Source organism: Massilia sp. 01N417 (assembly GCF_056399645.1).
In genome coordinates this window covers 73,149-88,865 of the sequence record NZ_JBFTRS010000020.1, presented here as the reverse complement: position 1 = coordinate 88,865, position 15,717 = coordinate 73,149, and the positions used below count along the sequence as shown (strand labels likewise).

Sequence of the window (15,717 nt, the reverse complement as noted above, 5' to 3'; positions counted from 1 at the left end):
CCGCAACACTCTCCCGGTCGACTCCAGTTGCTCCCCCCTGCACCGCGGCTTTCCCGCCTGCTCGGTCACGCGCTCGAGACCTATATCGCACTGCCGCTGTTCGCGCTGCTGCCGCTGGTCGCGATCTGGATCGCGGCCTTCCACTTCATCGCCGCCGAGCGCGAATCCGCCGTCGCGGAAGCGCGCGAAGCGACCCGCGAACTGGTCGACACCTACGAAGCCCAGATGGTGTACCGCCTGACCGCGATCGACCAGACCCTGAAGGTGCTGAAGTACGCGGCCGAGCAGCACGGTCCCGCGGCCGCCATCGACGAGCTGCGCCGCAAGGGCCTGCTGCCGCCGGCGCTGGTGTTCGTGGTCGGGATCGCCGACCGCGACGGCCGCATCGTCGCCAGCAACCCGGCCATGCGGCCGCTGGACGTCTCGCACGAAACCTTCTTCACGGCCCATCGCGACGGCGACACGGCGGCGCCCTTCGTCAGCCAGACCGTCGGCGACGCCGCCCGGGTCGAGCCGCACCTGCACTTCTCGCGCCGCATCGACGATGCCGCCGGCCGCTTCGCGGGGGTCGCCATCGTGGCGGTCGCCCCGGCCTATTTCACCAGCACCTACGAGCATTCGCGCGAGGGCGAACTGGGGCTGGTCGGCCTGATCGGCAGCGACGGCGTGGCGCGTGCGCTGCGGGTCGGCGACAAGGTCTCGTGGGGCCAGCAGGTGGCGCTCGACAGCATGGCCAGCGACGCCCTCGACCCGCACCCCACCGCGCCCGACGGCGTGACGCGCTATGTCAGCGTGCGCCGCCTGCACGGCTTCCCGCTGGCCGCCGTGATCGGCCTGGCCGAGAGCGAGGAGATGACGGACTACGAACAGCAGCGCGGCAGCTACCTGGTGGCCGCCGTCGCCGCCAGCGCCCTCCTGATAGCCGTGGTCGCCCTGATCAGCGCCTGGTCCTGGCAGCTGTCCAAGGCGCGCCGGCGCGAACGGCGCGCCCAGGAAACCTATGCGGCGGCCTCGGAGGCCAGCCTGGATGCCTTCTTCGTGCTGCGCAGCGTGCGCGATGCGGACGGCAAGGTGGTCGACTTCGTGGTCGAAGAGACCAACACCCGCGCCGAGCAGGTCACCGGCGTCCCCAAGGAACAGCTGCGCGGCCGCCTGATGGGCGAGCTGCTGCCCTTCTACCGCATGAACGGCATGTTCGAGGAACTGGTCTCGGTGGTGGTCGACGGCAAGGCGGTCGAGACCGAGTGGCAGGCCGCCACCTCGCCGGCCGTCGGCCGCTGGCTGCAGCGCCAGATCGTACCGGTCGAAGGCGGCGCGGTCGCCATGGTGCGCGACATCACCGAGCGCAAGCTGGCCGAAGAACGGATCCGCCACCTGGCCCACCACGATGAACTGACCGGCCTTCCGAACCGCAGCCTGATCCGCGACCGCCTCGACCAGGCGGTGCTGAACGCCCAGCGCAACGGCAAGCACCTGGCGCTGGCCTTCGTCGACCTGGACGGCTTCAAGCTGGTCAACGACGGTCTCGGCCACAGCGCCGGCGACGAACTGCTGAAGGAAGTGGGCCGCCGCATGCAGGGCTGCCTGCGCCGCAACGACACCCTGGGCCGCCTGGGCGGCGACGAATTCGTGATCCTGCTGCCGGACGTCTCCGACAACGCGCTGGCGCTCACGCCGGTGCTGGAAAAGATCCGCCAGGCCGTCACCGAGCCGGTGCCGATCGGTGACCAGGCGGTCCAGGTCACTTGCAGCATGGGCGTGGTGATCTACCCGCGCGACGGCGACGATCCCAAGACGCTCATGATGAACGCCGACGCCGCCATGTACCGCGCCAAGGACCTGGGCAGCAACAACTTCCAGTTCTACGCCCGCGAGATGAATGCGAGCGTGGAAGAAAAGCTGATGCTGCTGGAAGGCCTGCGCAAGGCCTTCGATGCGACCCAGGGCGGCGACTCGCCGTCGGTCCCCGCGCCCGCCGGCCGCTTCTTCCTGATGTACCAGCCCAAGGTCGACCTGCGCACCGGCCGCATCTTCGGCGTGGAAGCCCTGATCCGCTGGCGCCATCCCGAGCACGGGATGGTGCCGCCGCCGCGCTTCATCGGCCTGGCCGAGGAATCCGGCCTGATCGTCGCGATCGGCGAATGGGTGCTGCGCACCGCTTGCCGCCAGGCCCAGCTCTGGCGCGCCGCCGGCCTCGCGCCGCTGACGGTGTCGGTCAACGTCTCGGCCCGCCAGTTCGAGGAAAAGCACCTGGTCGAGCGCATCGCCACGGCCCTGCGCGACACCGGCCTGCCGCCCTCCGCGCTGGAAGTGGAAGTCACCGAGAGCCTGCTGATGCGCGACCTGAACCAGGCCGTCGAGCGCATGCGTGCGCTGAAGGAGATGGGTGTCTCGCTGTCGATCGACGACTTCGGCACCGGCTATTCCAGCCTGTCGGCGCTGAAGTCCTTCCCGATCAGCACCCTGAAGATCGACAAGAGCTTCGTGCGCGACCTGGCCCACAGCACGGACGACCAGGCGATTGCGCTGGCCGTGATCTCGCTCGGCCACCGCCTGCAGCTGCGGGTGATCGCCGAAGGCGTGGAAACCGAGGAGCAGCGCGAATTCCTGGCCGCCAACGAATGCGACGAGATGCAGGGCTATCTGTTCTCGCCGCCGGTGCCGGCCGAACGCATCACGGAGATGCTGCTGGCCCAGGTTCGGACGGAGCGCGCCGCATGAACCCGTCGGGATGGTCCCGCGCCCTGTTCGGCGCCGACCCCAAGCTGCGCCGCATGCTGACCTACTGGGGCGCGACGGCGGCGCTGTACGCGGTCTTCGCGGCCATCCTGATCGCGGCCGGCAGCCGCGGCCTGATCGACCGCGGCGCCGCGCTCGGCCTGTCCGCCTTTTCCGCCGGCTGCATCGTCCTGTCCTACCTGCTGGTACGCTTCAGCGCCGGCATCGGGCTGGCGCCGACCGGCGCCGCCGCGCTGCAGGCCGTGTTCGCGATCATCTGCACCATATGGGCGTATTCGATCTTCGGACCGCTGCGCGGCGCCATCCTGATGGGGCTGATGGTGGTGGTGGTGTTCTGCACCTTCGCCCTGCGCCCGCGCCAGACCCTGCTTCTCACCGCCGCCGCCGTGGCCGCCATGGGCGTCACCATGTGGTGGCACCAGGCCCGCGACCCGGTGAACTATCCGCCGCTGGTGGAAGCCGTGACCTTCATGATCCTGGCGGGCTGCTCGATGTCGGTGACCCTGCTGACGGGCGAGGCCAGCAAGCTGCGCGCCCGCCTGAAGGGCAAGAAGGAAGCGCTGGAGCAGGCGCTGGAGACGATCCGCACCCTGGCCACGGTCGACGAGCTGACCGCCCTGTCGAACCGGCGCCACATGAACGAGGTGCTGGCGCAGGAAGAGCGGCGCCACGGCGCGGGCACCGGCGCGCCGGACCGCGGCACCTGCATCGCCCTGCTCGACATCGACTTCTTCAAGCAGATCAACGACCGCTACGGACATGCCACCGGCGACGCGGTGCTGCGCAGCTTCGCGGCCGCCGCCCGCGGCGCGCTGCGCGCGGGCGACGTGCTGTCGCGCTGGGGCGGCGAGGAATTCCTGCTGATGCTGCCCGATAGCGGCGAGCCGGAAGCCCGGGCCGTGGTCGAGCGCATCCGCGCGCGCGTCGGCGCCCTGGCCGTCGAGGGTATGGCGGACGGTCACCGGATCAGTTTTTCGGCGGGCCTGACGGCGCGCCGCGGCGGCGAAGCGCTGGCCGACACCGTCAACCGCGCCGACAAGGCCCTGTACCAGGCCAAGTCCGCGGGGCGCGACCGCGTCGTACTGGCTTAAACGAGTGGCTCGGCGCGCGGCGGCGCCGCTGCTTGAAGACGCGCCACCAGGGCGTCCGGATCGGCGTCCAGCATGATCAGGCCCGCGTGCGCCGGGCGCACGAAGCCCTGCTCCACCATGTGCCCGACGAAGGCCGACAAGCCGTTCCAGAAACCGTTCGCGTTCAGCAGGCCGATCGGCTTGGCGTGGATGCCCAGCTGGGCCCAGGTGACCATCTCGAACAGCTCTTCCAGCGTGCCCATCCCGCCCGGCATGGCGATGAAGCCGTCCGCCAGGTCCGACATCATCGCCTTCCGCTCGTGCATGTCCTTGACCACGAACTGGCGCGTCAGGCCGGTATGGCCGACTTCGCGCTCGAGCAGGGCGCGCGGGATCACGCCGGTGGCTTCGCCTTTCAATCGGAGCACTTCGTCGGCGATCACGCCCATCAGGCCGACCTTGCCGCCGCCGTAGACCAGGCCGATGTTGCGGCTCACCAGCACGCGGGCCAGGCCGCGCGCGGCGTCGGCATACAGGGGGTCGGCGCCGGGCGAGGCGCCGCAGTAGACGGCAATGGCTTTCATGCTTTTCCTTCGGGGGGCAGCTGCTTCAGGTAGTCGTCGGCGAGGCGCTCGAACAGGTCACGGGTCTCGCCGCGCAGGTAGGGGCCGAGCATCGACAGGACCTGGTAGCAGCCGCGCGCGAGGGCGTCGGCGATCGCCTGCTGTTCGCTGTACTTGCGCGGGTTGCGCACGTATTCGTAGGACAGCCAGTAGGTCGCCACCACCACCATATTGGTGGCCATCGCGCCGATCTGGCTGTCGCCGGCTTCCAGCGAGCCTTCGCTGCGCAGGTCTTCGCAGAGCTGGCGCGCGACCTTGATCTTGTGCGCGAGGATGGCCTTGAAGTGCAGTTCCAGCTTGCGGTTGCGCGACAGCAGGTCGTTCAGGTCGCGGTAGAAGAAACGGTAGCGCCAGATCAGCTCGAACATCATGCGCAGGTAGAGCCAGACGTCCTCCAGGTTCGAACGGCGGCCGGCCGGCACGGTCAGCATGCGTCCGATCTCGGCCTCGAACTGGGCGAAGATCGAATTGACGATGTCGTCCTTGTTCCGGAAGTGGTAATACAGGTTCCCCGGAGAGATGTTCATCTCTTCGGCGATCACGGTGGTCGTGATGTTCGGCTCGCCGAATTCGTTGAACAGCCTGAGCGACAATTCGAGAATCCGTTCGCGGGTCCGGCGGGGCGCTTTTTGTTGCATGGAAGACGGCATGGTTGAACTCACCCGCAAGGATAACACCGACCGTCGGCCTCGACCATATCGGCGGGCCGGCCGGTCTTCGTTTCAGCTGCGTGCGCTGCGCTCCCGGAAGGCGATGCGCAGGTCCTCGCGCAGGGCGGCCGCGGCCCAGGGCTTGGCCAGGTGGCGGTCGACCAGGCCGGCGGCGCAGGCGCGGTCGATCGGCTCGCGCTCGGACAGGCCGGACAGGATCAGGCGCACCGTATGCGGATACAGGCGGCTGACCTGGGCCATCAGCTCGGTGCCCTGCATGCCCGGCATGCACTGGTCGGACAGGATCACGTCGACCGGGTGGCGGACCAGCAGGCCCAGCGCCTCCTCGGCCGAGCAGGCGCTGAGGATGCGCCAGGGCTCGCCCTCGAGGCTGTCGACCAGCACTTCGCGCATGAAGGTATCGTCGTCGACCACCAGCAGGGTCGGCAGCGCCGGCGCCGCCGGTGCCGGCGGCAGGAAGGCCTCGACCTCGGCGACGAAGCTGGCCGGTTCGATCGGCTTGCACACATAGCCGTCGAAGCCGGCCGCCAGCACCCGCTCGCGGTCCTGTTCCGGCCGCAGCGTGCTCACCGCCAGCAGCGGGATCGCCGCGCAGCCGGGCTCGCGCTTCAGGGCGCGCGCCACCGCATAGCCATCCATCGAGGGCAGGCGCAGGTCGCACACCACCAGGCCGGGCCGGCCATCCAGCGCCAGCCGCAGGCCTTCGGCGCCGTCGCCGGCCTCGCTCACCGTGTGCCCGGCCTCGCGCAACAGCCATGCCATCAGCTCGCGGGTGGGCGGGTCGTCTTCGACGATGAGGATACGCGCTGGCATGGTGGGCTCCACGGTTCGGCCTTGTCTTTACACGCCTTACTCTAGCACCGGGGCGCGCCGGAAGCCAGTGCCGCCAGCTCGTCCATGACCGCGGCCAGGACGCGCGGATTGCTGCCGAGGGCGACGTGGCCGACGCCGCCGAATTCGATGTTGCGCGCGCCTTCGAGGCGGCTCGATTCCCGCGGCGACACGATGTTGTCGTGGTGGGTGTAGAGCGAGGTGACGAGGGCGCGGCCGGCGGCGTCTTCGCTGGACGCCAGCGCGCGCAGCCAGGCGCTGCCGGGCCGCATCTGGAAGGCATTTTGGCCCGGGCCGAAGCGCGCCAGCGCGGTGCCGTGGTGCGGCGTGCCGAGGGTGATCACGCGCGCCAGCGCCGCGCTGCCGTGGGCGCGCATCCAGGCCCGCGCCACCAGTCCACCCATGCTGTGGGCGACGATCGTCACCTTGTCCGTGCCGGCGGCCGCGCACAGCTCGCGCACCGCGCGTTCGACCAGCGGCACGTAAGCGTCGATGTCGCCGGCCACCGGCTCCAGGTCCACCGTCGCGTGGCTGATGCGGGCGACATCGAGCAGCGGCAGCAGGTGGGCCCAGTAGCCGCTGTTGCAGCCGTAGCCGTGCAGCAGCAGCACCGGCGGCGGGCGGCTGTCCGGGTAGATGCGGGTGGCGGCGCGCGCGCGGGGCACTAACCAGGACGTCACCAGCATGCTGGCGCGGAATTCCTCGGCCAGCAGGCGCAGGCGGGCCCTGGCGCCGAGCCGGAAGGCCGGCGGCGTGGCGCTGGCGAAGTGCGCCGCCATCACGAAGTTGTTCATGTTGATCAGGAGGCGCACCAGCACCACGCTGCCGGCGCCCAGCAGGGCCGCCTGCCATGGCGCCATCCGAAGATAGGCCACGGCGCTCCAGCCGATCAGGAGCGCCGCCGCCAGCTGCACCAGCAGCAGCGCCCGCAGCAGGCGGCGCGCACTCTTCACGCTACCCTCACGCGGCCGCGGGCTGGATCGGGGCCACCGGCTTGCCCGCTGCCGGCGCCGGCGCGGCGACCGGGCGCGCGGCCGGGCGGCCGGTAAGCGACTGCGCCAGCTGGCTCGCCAGGCGCGCGGTGATGCCGTAGATCGACAGCTGCGGATTGGCGCCGATCGAGGTCGGGAACAGCGAACCGTCGTGCACCGAGAGGTTGACCAGGCCGTGGTAACGCCCGTCCTGGCCGGTGACGCCGGCGCGCGGGTCGCCCGCCATCATGCAGCCGCCCATCACGTGCGCCGAGGCCACCCGCGTCAGCTGCGGGCGGTAAGGCAGCGCGGCGATGCCCTGCTTCGCTGCCTGCCACGAGGCGTAACGCGGCGCGGTCTCGTGGGCCACCTGCACGGCAGTGGCACCGGCCGCGAACTGGATCTCGGCCATCGTCAGCAGCGCGCGGCGGGCGCCGTCCCAGACCACCTCGTTCAGCGGGTAGTCGAGCACCGGCGCCCCGCCCGCGCCCAGCTGGACGCTGCCGCCGCGCGAATCCGGGTGGAAGCCGTCGCGCAGCAGGGCCAGCATGCCCTGCAGGTGGGGGAACTGGCGCATCATCTCCGCATGCTGGACGCCGAAGCCGGTCATGGTGGTCGACAGCAGCACCGGGTGCAGCGGCGGCGCCTCCAGCTTGTAGCCGAGCGGGCCGTCGATCGCCTGGGTGCGCAGGAAGTGGTCCGAATACACGGTCTGCGGCGCGCCCGCATAGCCTTCGACGCGCTGCGGGAACGCCGCGGCCGAGATCAGGGTCGGGTGCAGGAAGGTGCGCTTGCCCAGCAGTCCGTTCGGATCCGGCGCCTTCGAGCGCAGCAGCAGCGCCGGCGAGTTGATCGCGCCGCCCGCCAGCACATAGTGTTTCGCGCGCAGGCGCAGCTGGCGGCCGGTGGGCTGGATGCCGGCGGCGTCCAGCAAGCTGCAGTCGAGTGCCGCGATCCTTTCGCCTTCGATCTGGAAGCGCTCGGCGCGGGCGCGCGTGACCAGGGTGGCGCCGTGGTCGAGGGCCGATGGAATGGTCGACACCAGCATCGACTGCTTGGCATTGGTCGGGCAGCCCATGCCGCAGTAGCCGAGGTTCCAGCAGCCGTTGACGTTGCGGCGAATGAAGCCGGTCGGGATGCCGAGCTTGTCGGCGCCGCGCCGCAGCAGGTCGTTGTTCTCGTTCGGCGCGGCTTGCCAGTCGCCGATGTGCAGGCGCGCTTCCATCAGCTCGAACCAGGGCTTGAGGTCCTGTTCGCTGTAGGTGTCGAGGCGATAGCGCTGCTGCCAGAACTTCAGGGTGTCGGGCGGGGTGCGGAAGCTCGAGGTCCAGTTGACCGTGGTCGAGCCGCCGACCGTGCGGCCTTGCAGGATGGTGATCGCCTTGTCCCTGGTCTTGCGGGCGGCCGATTCCTGGTACAGCGTGGGATAGGCGTCGGCTTCGCGCATCTTGAAGTCGCGCGAGGATTTCAGCGCGCCCTCTTCCACGATGATCACGGACAGCCCGCTGAGTGCAAGGATCTCGGCCGTCACGCCGCCGCCGGCGCCGCTGCCGACGATGACGACGTCGGCGTCGAGCGTGCGGTCGGCATCGGGGCGGGCGCCGTCGACGATCTTCCAGCCGCGCGCCAGGCCGGCTTCGTATGGATCGGGGATGATGGCGGTATTACTCATGCGCGCTCCTCATGCGAGTTCCTTCAGCGGTCCCGGATAGCCGATCGCCGCCCAATTGGCGGCATCGCTGTACCAACTGCCCAGCACCAGGTCGTGCAGGGCCTGGTAGGCGGTGCGGAACAGGGCCAGCCGGTGGGTGCGCCAATCCTGCAGCCAGGCGCTCACCTCATCGTCCTTCGCTTCCAGCCAGCCGTGCGGGATGCCGGTCAACAGGCGCCGCGCCGGCCCCAGTGCGAGCAGGCCGAACAGGTCCTGCACCTCCTGCTGGGTGGCCAGCGGCAGGCCATGGATGGTCTGGTCCAGGCGCTCGGTGGTCGATGCAATGGCCCTGGCGCGCGCCGCCGGTTCGCCGGGCAGCACCCCGGCCAGCACCGCCGGCACGATCGCATGCAGGGCATTGCGCGCCTCGCCGTCGAGCACGAAACTGCGGGGCGCCGGCGGATGCGCATACCGGTAGATGCCGCCACCGGCGGCCAGCACGAGCGCAGCCAGGGCGCCCGCCTTGAGGAAGGATCTGCGGCCAGTCTCCATATCGAACCCTTATCTTGCTTTTTTGCCTAGTGTAAGCGAAAGATCCGACAGCAAAACACCGAAAACTAGAGCGCCGCGTCTAGCCGCCAAAATTCGGGGTCAGAGCACATTTCTGGCCTAGTTCGGGGTCAGAGCGATTTTCGCCTTGCCGGCCCAGGCGAAGCACCTTTGCACGGACGGCCCGAATGGCTGATTTCGTTTGCACTGGATGCCACTATGGCAAACTTCCTTTGCCTGTCATTCCGGAGAGCCATTGTTCAGAAAAGCGCTCTGACCCCGAATTTTCTGACCCCGAATTTTCTGACCCGAATTTCAGTTGCGGTGCTTTTGCATCTGGCGGGCGATGCCGCGCAGGATGTTGACTTCTTCGGTTTCGAGTTGGGTGCGGGCGAACAGGCGTTTCAGGCGCGGCATCAGTTTTTTGGGGTTGTCGGCGTTCAGGAAGCCGATCGCGACCAGGGCTTCTTCGAGGTGGGCGTACATGCCCTCGATCTGCGCCATGCTGGCGGCCTCGCCCTGGAAGCCGATGCCGGCCTGGGTGCGGTTCTCCCCTTCCGCGGCCAGGCGGCATTCGTAGGCCAGCACCTGGGCGGCCTGCGACAGGTTCAGCGAGGAATAGGCAGGATTGGCCGGGATGTTGATCAGCACGTTGCAGCCGGCGACGATGTCGTTCGGCAGGCCGACCCGCTCGTTGCCGAGGATGAGCGCCGGGCGCAGGTCGGTCTTGTCGGCCACGTGGGCGGAAAACACGCGCGGCGACCACACCGGCGGCGAGAATTCGCGCAGCCGGGCCGACACCGCGGCGGCGAAATTGCAGCCTTCCAGCGCGTCCTGCACGCTGCCGACGATACGCGCCCCCTCCAGCACGTCGATGGCGCCGCTGGCAAAGGCGACCGCCTCGGCATCATGCAGCGGATCGTCGCAGCGCGGCGACACCAGCACCAGGTCGGTGAAGCCCATGGTCTTCATGGCGCGCGCGACCGAGCCGACATTGCCCGCGCGGCTGGTTTCCACTAGCACAAAGCGTAGGCGCTTGAAAAGAGATATGTCAGTTTCGGTCGGGTTCATTGTAAAATAGCGCCATCGCGCGGTGACGAGCGGTTGAAATGCAGCCTGGATCAAGTATCCGGCGGCGATTTTAACGGTTTCGGCACCGCTTTGCTCTTTGTCATTCTCGTTCATGGATCGTTCACGGCGCCTGTTGCGCGGTGGGCGTCAGCATTTTTCAGGAAGCCCTCATGCACCCAATGCTCAACACGGCCATCAAGGCCGCCCGCCGCGCCGCCACGGTCATCAACCGCGCCTCGTTCGATCTCGACCGTATCACCATCAGCGAAAAAAGCCATAACAACTTCGTCACCGACATCGACCAGGCCGCGGAACAGGCGATCGTCGAGACCCTGCTGAAGGCCTACCCCGACCACGCGATCCTGGGCGAGGAAACCGGCGCATCGAGCAACCTGAACGACGAGAGCGAATACGTCTGGATCATCGATCCGATCGACGGCACCACCAACTTCCTGCACGGCTACCCGAACTACTGCGTCTCGATCGCGCTGCAGCAGCGCGGCGTGATCACCCAGGCCGTGGTCTACGACCCGGTCCGCAACGACCTGTTCACCGCCACCAAGGGCGCCGGCGCCTACCTGAACGAAAAGCGCATCCGCGTGCGCAACCCGGAACGCATCAACAAGGCCCTGATCGGCTCCGGCCACGGCACCGACCCGCGCGCGCTGGCCGAATACCTGCGCATGTACGAAGTGGTGGCCCAGCGCTGCCACGGCGTGCGCTCGAGCGGCTCGGCCGCGCTGGAACTGGCCAACGTGGCCGCTGGCCGCGTCGACGGCTTCTTCGAGAAGGGCCTGAAGATCTGGGACATCGCCGCCGGCTCCCTGCTGGTGACCGAGGCGGGCGGTATCGTCGGTGAATTCAGCGGCGAATCCGAATACCTGAACAAGGGCGACGTGATCGCCGCCGGCCCGAAGGTCTTCGCCGGCATGGTCGCGGTCCTGAAACCGTTCGCATAAAAACGTCCTTGCGGCCTTTGGCGTAGAATAGAGGCCGTGTAAGTCCGGGCGCTCGCAAGAGCAGGCCCGGCGCGGCCAGAACTTCGGCGCCAGTCACGGCGCCGCCCTGTCCGCTTCCACCGGCGACATCGCCGCGCTAAAATTTCCATAGCGAAACATTTTTAACTATAATGCCGTGTGGCGCCGACCCTCTTTTGCCGGCGCCGCACCTCTCGGTGTGTGCCGGCTCCAGTACCGGCCTCCTCGTGTCGTGTAATCCGATCGGCTGGACTGGCGTCTTCGATGCGAGGACGACGGGCCGATCCCTACAGAAAAACTATGTCATTCAATACTCTCGGTCTGACCGACGCCCTCGTCCGTGCCGTTACTGAAGCGGGTTATACCGCGCCGACCCCGATCCAGGCACAGGCCATCCCGGCCGTGCTCGGCGGCGGCGACCTGCTGGCCGGCGCCCAGACCGGCACCGGCAAGACCGCCGGCTTCACCCTGCCCGTGCTGCACCGCCTGTCGACCGACAAGGCCGGCCTGGCACTGACCAATAAAAGCTCGAAGCGCCCGATCCGCGCCCTGGTGCTGGCCCCGACCCGCGAACTCGCGGCCCAGGTCGAGGAAAACATCCGCACCTACGCCAAGTACACCAACCTGAACTCCGCCGTGATCTTCGGCGGCGTCGGCATCCACCCGCAGATCAAGCTGCTGGCCAACGGTGTCGACATCCTGGTCGCCACCCCGGGCCGCCTGCTCGACCACGTCGGCCAGGGCACCATCAAGCTCGACAAGATCGAGATCCTGGTGCTGGACGAAGCCGACCGCATGCTGGACATGGGCTTCATCCACGACATCAAGAAGGTGCTGGCCGTGCTGCCGCCGAAGCGCCAGAACCTGCTGTTCTCGGCCACCTTCTCGGACGAGATCAAGGCCCTGGCCGACAAGCTGCTGAACAACCCGGCATCGATCGAAGTGGCGCGCCGCAACTCGACCGTCGAAGTGATCGCCCAGACCATCCACCCGGTGGACCGCGACAAGAAGCACCCGATGCTGGCCCACCTGATCAAGACCAACAACTGGAAGCAGGTGCTGGTGTTCACCCGCACCAAGCACGGCGCGAATAAACTGGTCGAGCAGCTCGGCAAGGACGGCATCGGCGCGATGGCGATCCACGGCAACAAGAGCCAGTCGGCGCGCACCAAGGCCCTGGCCGAGTTCAAGGACGGCAGCCTGACCGCCCTGATCGCCACCGACATCGCGGCGCGCGGCATCGACATCGACCAGCTGCCCCACGTGGTCAACTACGACCTGCCGAACGTGCCGGAAGATTACGTGCACCGGATCGGCCGCACCGGCCGCGCCGGCGCCACCGGCGAAGCCGTGTCCCTGGTCTGCGTCGACGAGCACCAGATGCTCAAGGATATCGAGAAGCTCATCAAGCAGACCCTGCCGCGCCAGGTGATCGCGGGCTTCGAGCCGGATCCGAACGCCAAGGCGCAGCCGATCCAGCTGCGCAGCGGCGCGCCCGGCCATGGCGGCCGCGGCGGCCGTCCGGGCGGTGGCCGCCCAGGCGGCGGTGCCCAGCGCGGCGCGGCGCCGGCGGGCAGGAGCGCCGCACCGGCCGGCCAGCGCAGCAGCGCACCGGCAGGCGGCGCGCCGCGTAATGGCGGCCAGCCCGGCGCCAACCGTGGCGGCAATGGTGGTGGCGCACGTGGCAACGGCGGCAATGGCGGCAATGGCGGCAATGGCGGCCGTGGTCCGCGTCCGGCCAATGCACGCAGCGGCGGCGGCCGCTAAGCGGTACGCCCTACGATAGCCTCAGCAAGCCGGGGCCGCGCAACTTCCCTGTTGCGCGGCCCCGGTTTTTTTACGTCCCAGGCAAATAGTTGAGCACTCAAGTACTTTACAAGCGTTGCAAAGCTCTATATATTTGAGTAATCAAGTACTTTTCAAATATTGGAGGACCATCATGAGCGACAGCCTTACCACCGAATTCTGCCTGCGCATGGGACGCGCCTGGGCCACCCTCTCGCGCCGCCTCGACAGCGCCCTCGGCGGCCACTTCGGCATCAGCTTTGCCGACTACCAGATGCTGCTGCACCTGCAGCGCGCGCCCGGCGGACGCCTGCGCCGGGTCGACCTGGCCGAGAAGCTGGGCCTGACCGCTTCCGGCGTGACCCGTTCGCTGCTGCCGCTCGAAAAGATCGGCCTGGTCGACCGCCAGAGCGATCCGCGCGACGCCCGCGTCGGCTACGCCATCATTACGGCCACCGGCAGCGAAATGGTGAGCAATGCCACCGCCGTGGTCGACGACATCAGCCGCGCCATGCTGGGTGCGCCCTCGCGGGACCAGCTGGAAGCGACCTCGGCCCTGCTGGCCCAGCTGGCGGGCGGCAGCCAATAAACCTCCTTTAATACAAGGCCATGGACAACAAGGATATCCACCATCGGCGCGGCGCCCTGCTGCGCGACCCCAACTTCGCCTGGCTGATGAGCGGCGGCGTGATCTCCGCCCTCGGCGACCAGTTCACCATGATCGCCCTGCCCTGGCTGGTGCTGCAGCTGACCCACGATCCGCTCGCGCTCGGCATGATGGTGGCGGTGCTGGGCGTGCCGCGCGCCATCCTGATCCTGTTCGGCGGCGCCCTGGTCGACCGCCATTCGCCCAAGCGGGTCTTGATGCTGACCAAGCACGTCAACACGGTGCTGCTGGGCCTGCTCGCGGCCCTGGTGCTGAGCGGCCGCGCGACCCTGCCGCTGGTGACGGCGCTGGCCGTGGTCCTGAGCATCGCCTCGGCCTTCAGCATCCCGGCCGGCACCTCGATGCTGCCGCAGGCGGTGGCGCCGCAGCACCTGCAGGCGGCCAACGGCATGATGATGGCGGTGCGCCAGGTGACCATGCTGGCCGGGCCGCTGCTGGCCGGCCTGCTGTTCCTGCTGGCCGGCGACGGCAGCGCCGGCGTGGGCGACGGCGGCGCCGCCGGCCTCGGCCTGGCCTTCGGCTTCGACGCCTTCAGCTTCGCGCTGTCGGCCTGGACCCTGGCCAAGGTCAGGCCGCTGGCGCCCAGTGCGCCGGCGCAGGGGCGCGAGCCGGTGCTGCGCGCGGTCGGCGCCGGCCTGGCGACCGTATGGCGCGACACCACCCTGCGCACCGCCTTCTTCTACTGGGGGCTGTGCGCCTGCGTGACCGGTGGCGTGATGCAGGTGGCGATGCCGCTGCTGGCCAGCGAGCGCCTGCACGGCGCTTCCGCCCTCGGCCTGCTGATGGGGGCCCACGGCGCCGGCGCACTGGCGGGCATGGCCTTGTCCGGCATCTTCGGCAGGCGCCGCCTGGGCAGTCTCGGCCTGACCCTGCTGCTGGTCGACGGCCTGGCCGGCTTCCTCCTGATGCCGCTGGGGCTGGTCACGGCGAGCTGGCAGGGCATGCTGATTCTTGCGGCGATCGGGGTACTGGGCGGCTATGTACAAGTGGCCGTGTTCACCTGGATCCAGCAACGCGTGGCGCCGAGCATGCTGGGACGCATGATGAGCATCTTCATGTTCGTCTTCATGGGCCTGGCGCCGCTGGCGGCGGCGGTCGCCGGTTGGCTGGCCAGCGCCGTGACCCTGGCGAGCCTGTTCGTCGGCGCCGGCCTGAGCCTGAGCGTGGCGGCCCTGGCGGCCTGGCTGTTCACGCCGATGGCGAAGATGGCCGACGCCGCGCCGCCCGCGTCCACGGCGTTGGCGCCAACGTCGGCGTCAAGGTCGGCGCCAATCAGCTAAAATTAATCTTATGCCAAAATTCGCCGCCAACCTGAGCCTGATGTTCAACGAGCTCGGCTTCCTCGAACGCTTCGCCGCGGCACGCGCGGCGGGCTTCGACGCGGTCGAGTTCCTGTTCCCCTATGCCTTCGAGCCGGAACAGATCCTCGGCCGCCTGCAGCGCTACCGGCTGCAACTGGTCCTGCACAATTTCCCTCCCGGCGACTGGGTCGCGGGCGAGCGCGGTTTCGCCTGCGACCCGCGCCGGGTCGGCGAATTCCAGGACAGCGTCGAGCTGGCCCTCGACCATGCGACCGAACTCGGCGTGCCGCGCCTGCACTGCATGGCCGGCAAGCTGCCACCGAACGTGGCGCCCGAGCGCGCCCACGCCACCTTCGTGGCCAACCTGCGCTTCGCCGCCGAGGCCTGCGCGCGCCACGGCATCGAGGTCCTGATCGAGCCGATCAACGACCGCGACATCCCCGGCTACTTCCTGACGCACAGCCGCCAGGCCGCCGCCATCATCGAGGAATGCGGCGCCCCCAACCTTTTCCTGCAGTACGACGTCTACCACATGCAGCGCATGGAGGGAGAACTCGCCACCACCCTGCGCGAGCGCCTGCCGCTGATCCGCCACATCCAGATCGCCGACGTACCGGGCCGCCACGAACCCGGCACCGGCGAAATCAATTACCCCTTCCTGTTCCGCCTACTGGACGAGCTCGGCTACGAGGGCTGGATAGGCTGCGAATACATCCCGCAGGGCGATACCGTGGCAGGCCTGGGCTGGCGCGAGGCTTTCGTCCGCTGACTTGATCCGAGGCAAGGTAGCTAGCAGGCAACTTTGAAAGAA

Annotated in this window: 14 protein-coding genes; 7 read left to right on the top strand and 7 right to left on the bottom strand. The window is 68.7% G+C overall.

Annotation, left to right across the window (positions count from 1 at the left end):
* The first annotated feature begins 27 nt into the window (after positions 1–27).
* Both AC1DOQ_RS20375 and AC1DOQ_RS20370 read left to right on the top strand, forming a co-directional pair.
* Entirely contained in the window at positions 28–2,721 is a 2,694-nt protein-coding gene (locus AC1DOQ_RS20375; protein WP_477368424.1) for a bifunctional diguanylate cyclase/phosphodiesterase, read from the top strand.
* Entirely contained in the window at positions 2,718–3,830 is a 1,113-nt protein-coding gene (locus AC1DOQ_RS20370) for a diguanylate cyclase (protein WP_477368421.1), read from the top strand. Before AC1DOQ_RS20375 ends, AC1DOQ_RS20370 begins: the two co-directional genes overlap by 4 nt.
* On the opposite strand, the gene AC1DOQ_RS20365 is transcribed toward AC1DOQ_RS20370, so the two are convergent.
* The 7 genes from AC1DOQ_RS20365 to AC1DOQ_RS20335 form a co-directional block, all read right to left on the bottom strand.
* Positions 3,827–4,393: an LOG family protein gene (locus AC1DOQ_RS20365; RefSeq protein WP_477368418.1), complete on the bottom strand. Its 567-nt coding sequence runs from the start codon at positions 4,391–4,393 to the stop codon at positions 3,827–3,829. The genes AC1DOQ_RS20370 and AC1DOQ_RS20365 overlap by 4 nt on opposite strands.
* Positions 4,390–5,070: a TetR/AcrR family transcriptional regulator gene (locus AC1DOQ_RS20360; protein WP_442124122.1), complete on the bottom strand. Its 681-nt coding sequence runs from the start codon at positions 5,068–5,070 to the stop codon at positions 4,390–4,392. Before AC1DOQ_RS20360 ends, AC1DOQ_RS20365 begins: the two co-directional genes overlap by 4 nt.
* Positions 5,071–5,154: 84 nt before the next feature.
* Positions 5,155–5,916, bottom strand: a complete 762-nt coding sequence (locus AC1DOQ_RS20355) for a response regulator (RefSeq protein WP_477368415.1) — start codon at positions 5,914–5,916, stop codon at positions 5,155–5,157.
* A gap of 41 nt (positions 5,917–5,957) precedes the next feature.
* Positions 5,958–6,887: a lipase family alpha/beta hydrolase gene (locus AC1DOQ_RS20350; RefSeq protein ID WP_477368412.1), complete on the bottom strand. Its 930-nt coding sequence runs from the start codon at positions 6,885–6,887 to the stop codon at positions 5,958–5,960.
* Between the two features lie 7 nt (positions 6,888–6,894).
* A complete protein-coding gene (locus AC1DOQ_RS20345; RefSeq protein WP_477368409.1) occupies positions 6,895–8,577 on the bottom strand; it encodes a GMC family oxidoreductase in 1,683 nt (560 codons plus the stop codon).
* A 9-nt stretch (positions 8,578–8,586) separates the two neighbouring features.
* Positions 8,587–9,108 (bottom strand): twin-arginine translocation signal domain-containing protein, encoded by a 522-nt coding sequence (locus AC1DOQ_RS20340; protein ID WP_477368406.1) that lies wholly within the window; start codon positions 9,106–9,108, stop codon positions 8,587–8,589.
* 312 nt (positions 9,109–9,420) lie between these two features.
* On the bottom strand, positions 9,421–10,176 hold the full coding sequence (locus AC1DOQ_RS20335; protein ID WP_477368403.1) for an RNA methyltransferase: 756 nt from the start codon (positions 10,174–10,176) through the stop codon (positions 9,421–9,423).
* 179 nt (positions 10,177–10,355) lie between these two features.
* Between AC1DOQ_RS20335 and AC1DOQ_RS20330 the strand changes: the two genes are divergently transcribed.
* The 5 genes from AC1DOQ_RS20330 (at position 10,356) to otnI (ending at position 15,675) form a co-directional block, all read left to right on the top strand.
* Entirely contained in the window at positions 10,356–11,135 is a 780-nt protein-coding gene (locus AC1DOQ_RS20330; RefSeq protein WP_477368497.1) for an inositol monophosphatase family protein, read from the top strand.
* Between the two features lie 318 nt (positions 11,136–11,453).
* Positions 11,454–12,920, top strand: a complete 1,467-nt coding sequence (locus tag AC1DOQ_RS20325; protein ID WP_477368400.1) for a DEAD/DEAH box helicase — start codon at positions 11,454–11,456, stop codon at positions 12,918–12,920.
* Positions 12,921–13,092: 172 nt separating this feature from the next.
* Positions 13,093–13,527, top strand: a complete 435-nt coding sequence (locus tag AC1DOQ_RS20320) for a MarR family winged helix-turn-helix transcriptional regulator (RefSeq protein WP_477368397.1) — start codon at positions 13,093–13,095, stop codon at positions 13,525–13,527.
* A 20-nt stretch (positions 13,528–13,547) separates the two neighbouring features.
* Positions 13,548–14,885, top strand: a complete 1,338-nt coding sequence (locus AC1DOQ_RS20315; protein ID WP_477368394.1) for an MFS transporter — start codon at positions 13,548–13,550, stop codon at positions 14,883–14,885.
* Positions 14,886–14,895: 10 nt separating this feature from the next.
* Positions 14,896–15,675, top strand: a complete 780-nt coding sequence (otnI, locus tag AC1DOQ_RS20310) for a 2-oxo-tetronate isomerase (RefSeq protein WP_477368390.1) — start codon at positions 14,896–14,898, stop codon at positions 15,673–15,675.
* The last annotated feature ends 42 nt before the right edge of the window (positions 15,676–15,717 follow it).

What these genes read in the sequence shown, in the direction of transcription:
- AC1DOQ_RS20370 (WP_477368421.1), top strand. Translation starts at nt 2,718, where the DNA reads ATGAACCCGTCGGGATGGTCCCGCGCCCTGTTCGGCGCCGACCCCAAG.
- AC1DOQ_RS20365 (WP_477368418.1), bottom strand. Translation starts at nt 4,393, where the DNA reads ATGAAAGCCATTGCCGTCTACTGCGGCGCCTCGCCCGGCGCCGACCCC.
- AC1DOQ_RS20360 (WP_442124122.1), bottom strand. Translation starts at nt 5,070, where the DNA reads ATGCAACAAAAAGCGCCCCGCCGGACCCGCGAACGGATTCTCGAATTG.
- AC1DOQ_RS20355 (WP_477368415.1), bottom strand. Translation starts at nt 5,916, where the DNA reads ATGCCAGCGCGTATCCTCATCGTCGAAGACGACCCGCCCACCCGCGAG.
- AC1DOQ_RS20345 (WP_477368409.1), bottom strand. Translation starts at nt 8,577, where the DNA reads ATGAGTAATACCGCCATCATCCCCGATCCATACGAAGCCGGCCTGGCG.
- AC1DOQ_RS20340 (WP_477368406.1), bottom strand. Translation starts at nt 9,108, where the DNA reads ATGGAGACTGGCCGCAGATCCTTCCTCAAGGCGGGCGCCCTGGCTGCG.
- AC1DOQ_RS20335 (WP_477368403.1), bottom strand. Translation starts at nt 10,176, where the DNA reads ATGAACCCGACCGAAACTGACATATCTCTTTTCAAGCGCCTACGCTTT.
- AC1DOQ_RS20330 (WP_477368497.1), top strand. Translation starts at nt 10,356, where the DNA reads ATGCTCAACACGGCCATCAAGGCCGCCCGCCGCGCCGCCACGGTCATC.
- AC1DOQ_RS20325 (WP_477368400.1), top strand. Translation starts at nt 11,454, where the DNA reads ATGTCATTCAATACTCTCGGTCTGACCGACGCCCTCGTCCGTGCCGTT.
- AC1DOQ_RS20320 (WP_477368397.1), top strand. Translation starts at nt 13,093, where the DNA reads ATGAGCGACAGCCTTACCACCGAATTCTGCCTGCGCATGGGACGCGCC.
- AC1DOQ_RS20315 (WP_477368394.1), top strand. Translation starts at nt 13,548, where the DNA reads ATGGACAACAAGGATATCCACCATCGGCGCGGCGCCCTGCTGCGCGAC.
- otnI (WP_477368390.1), top strand. Translation starts at nt 14,896, where the DNA reads ATGCCAAAATTCGCCGCCAACCTGAGCCTGATGTTCAACGAGCTCGGC.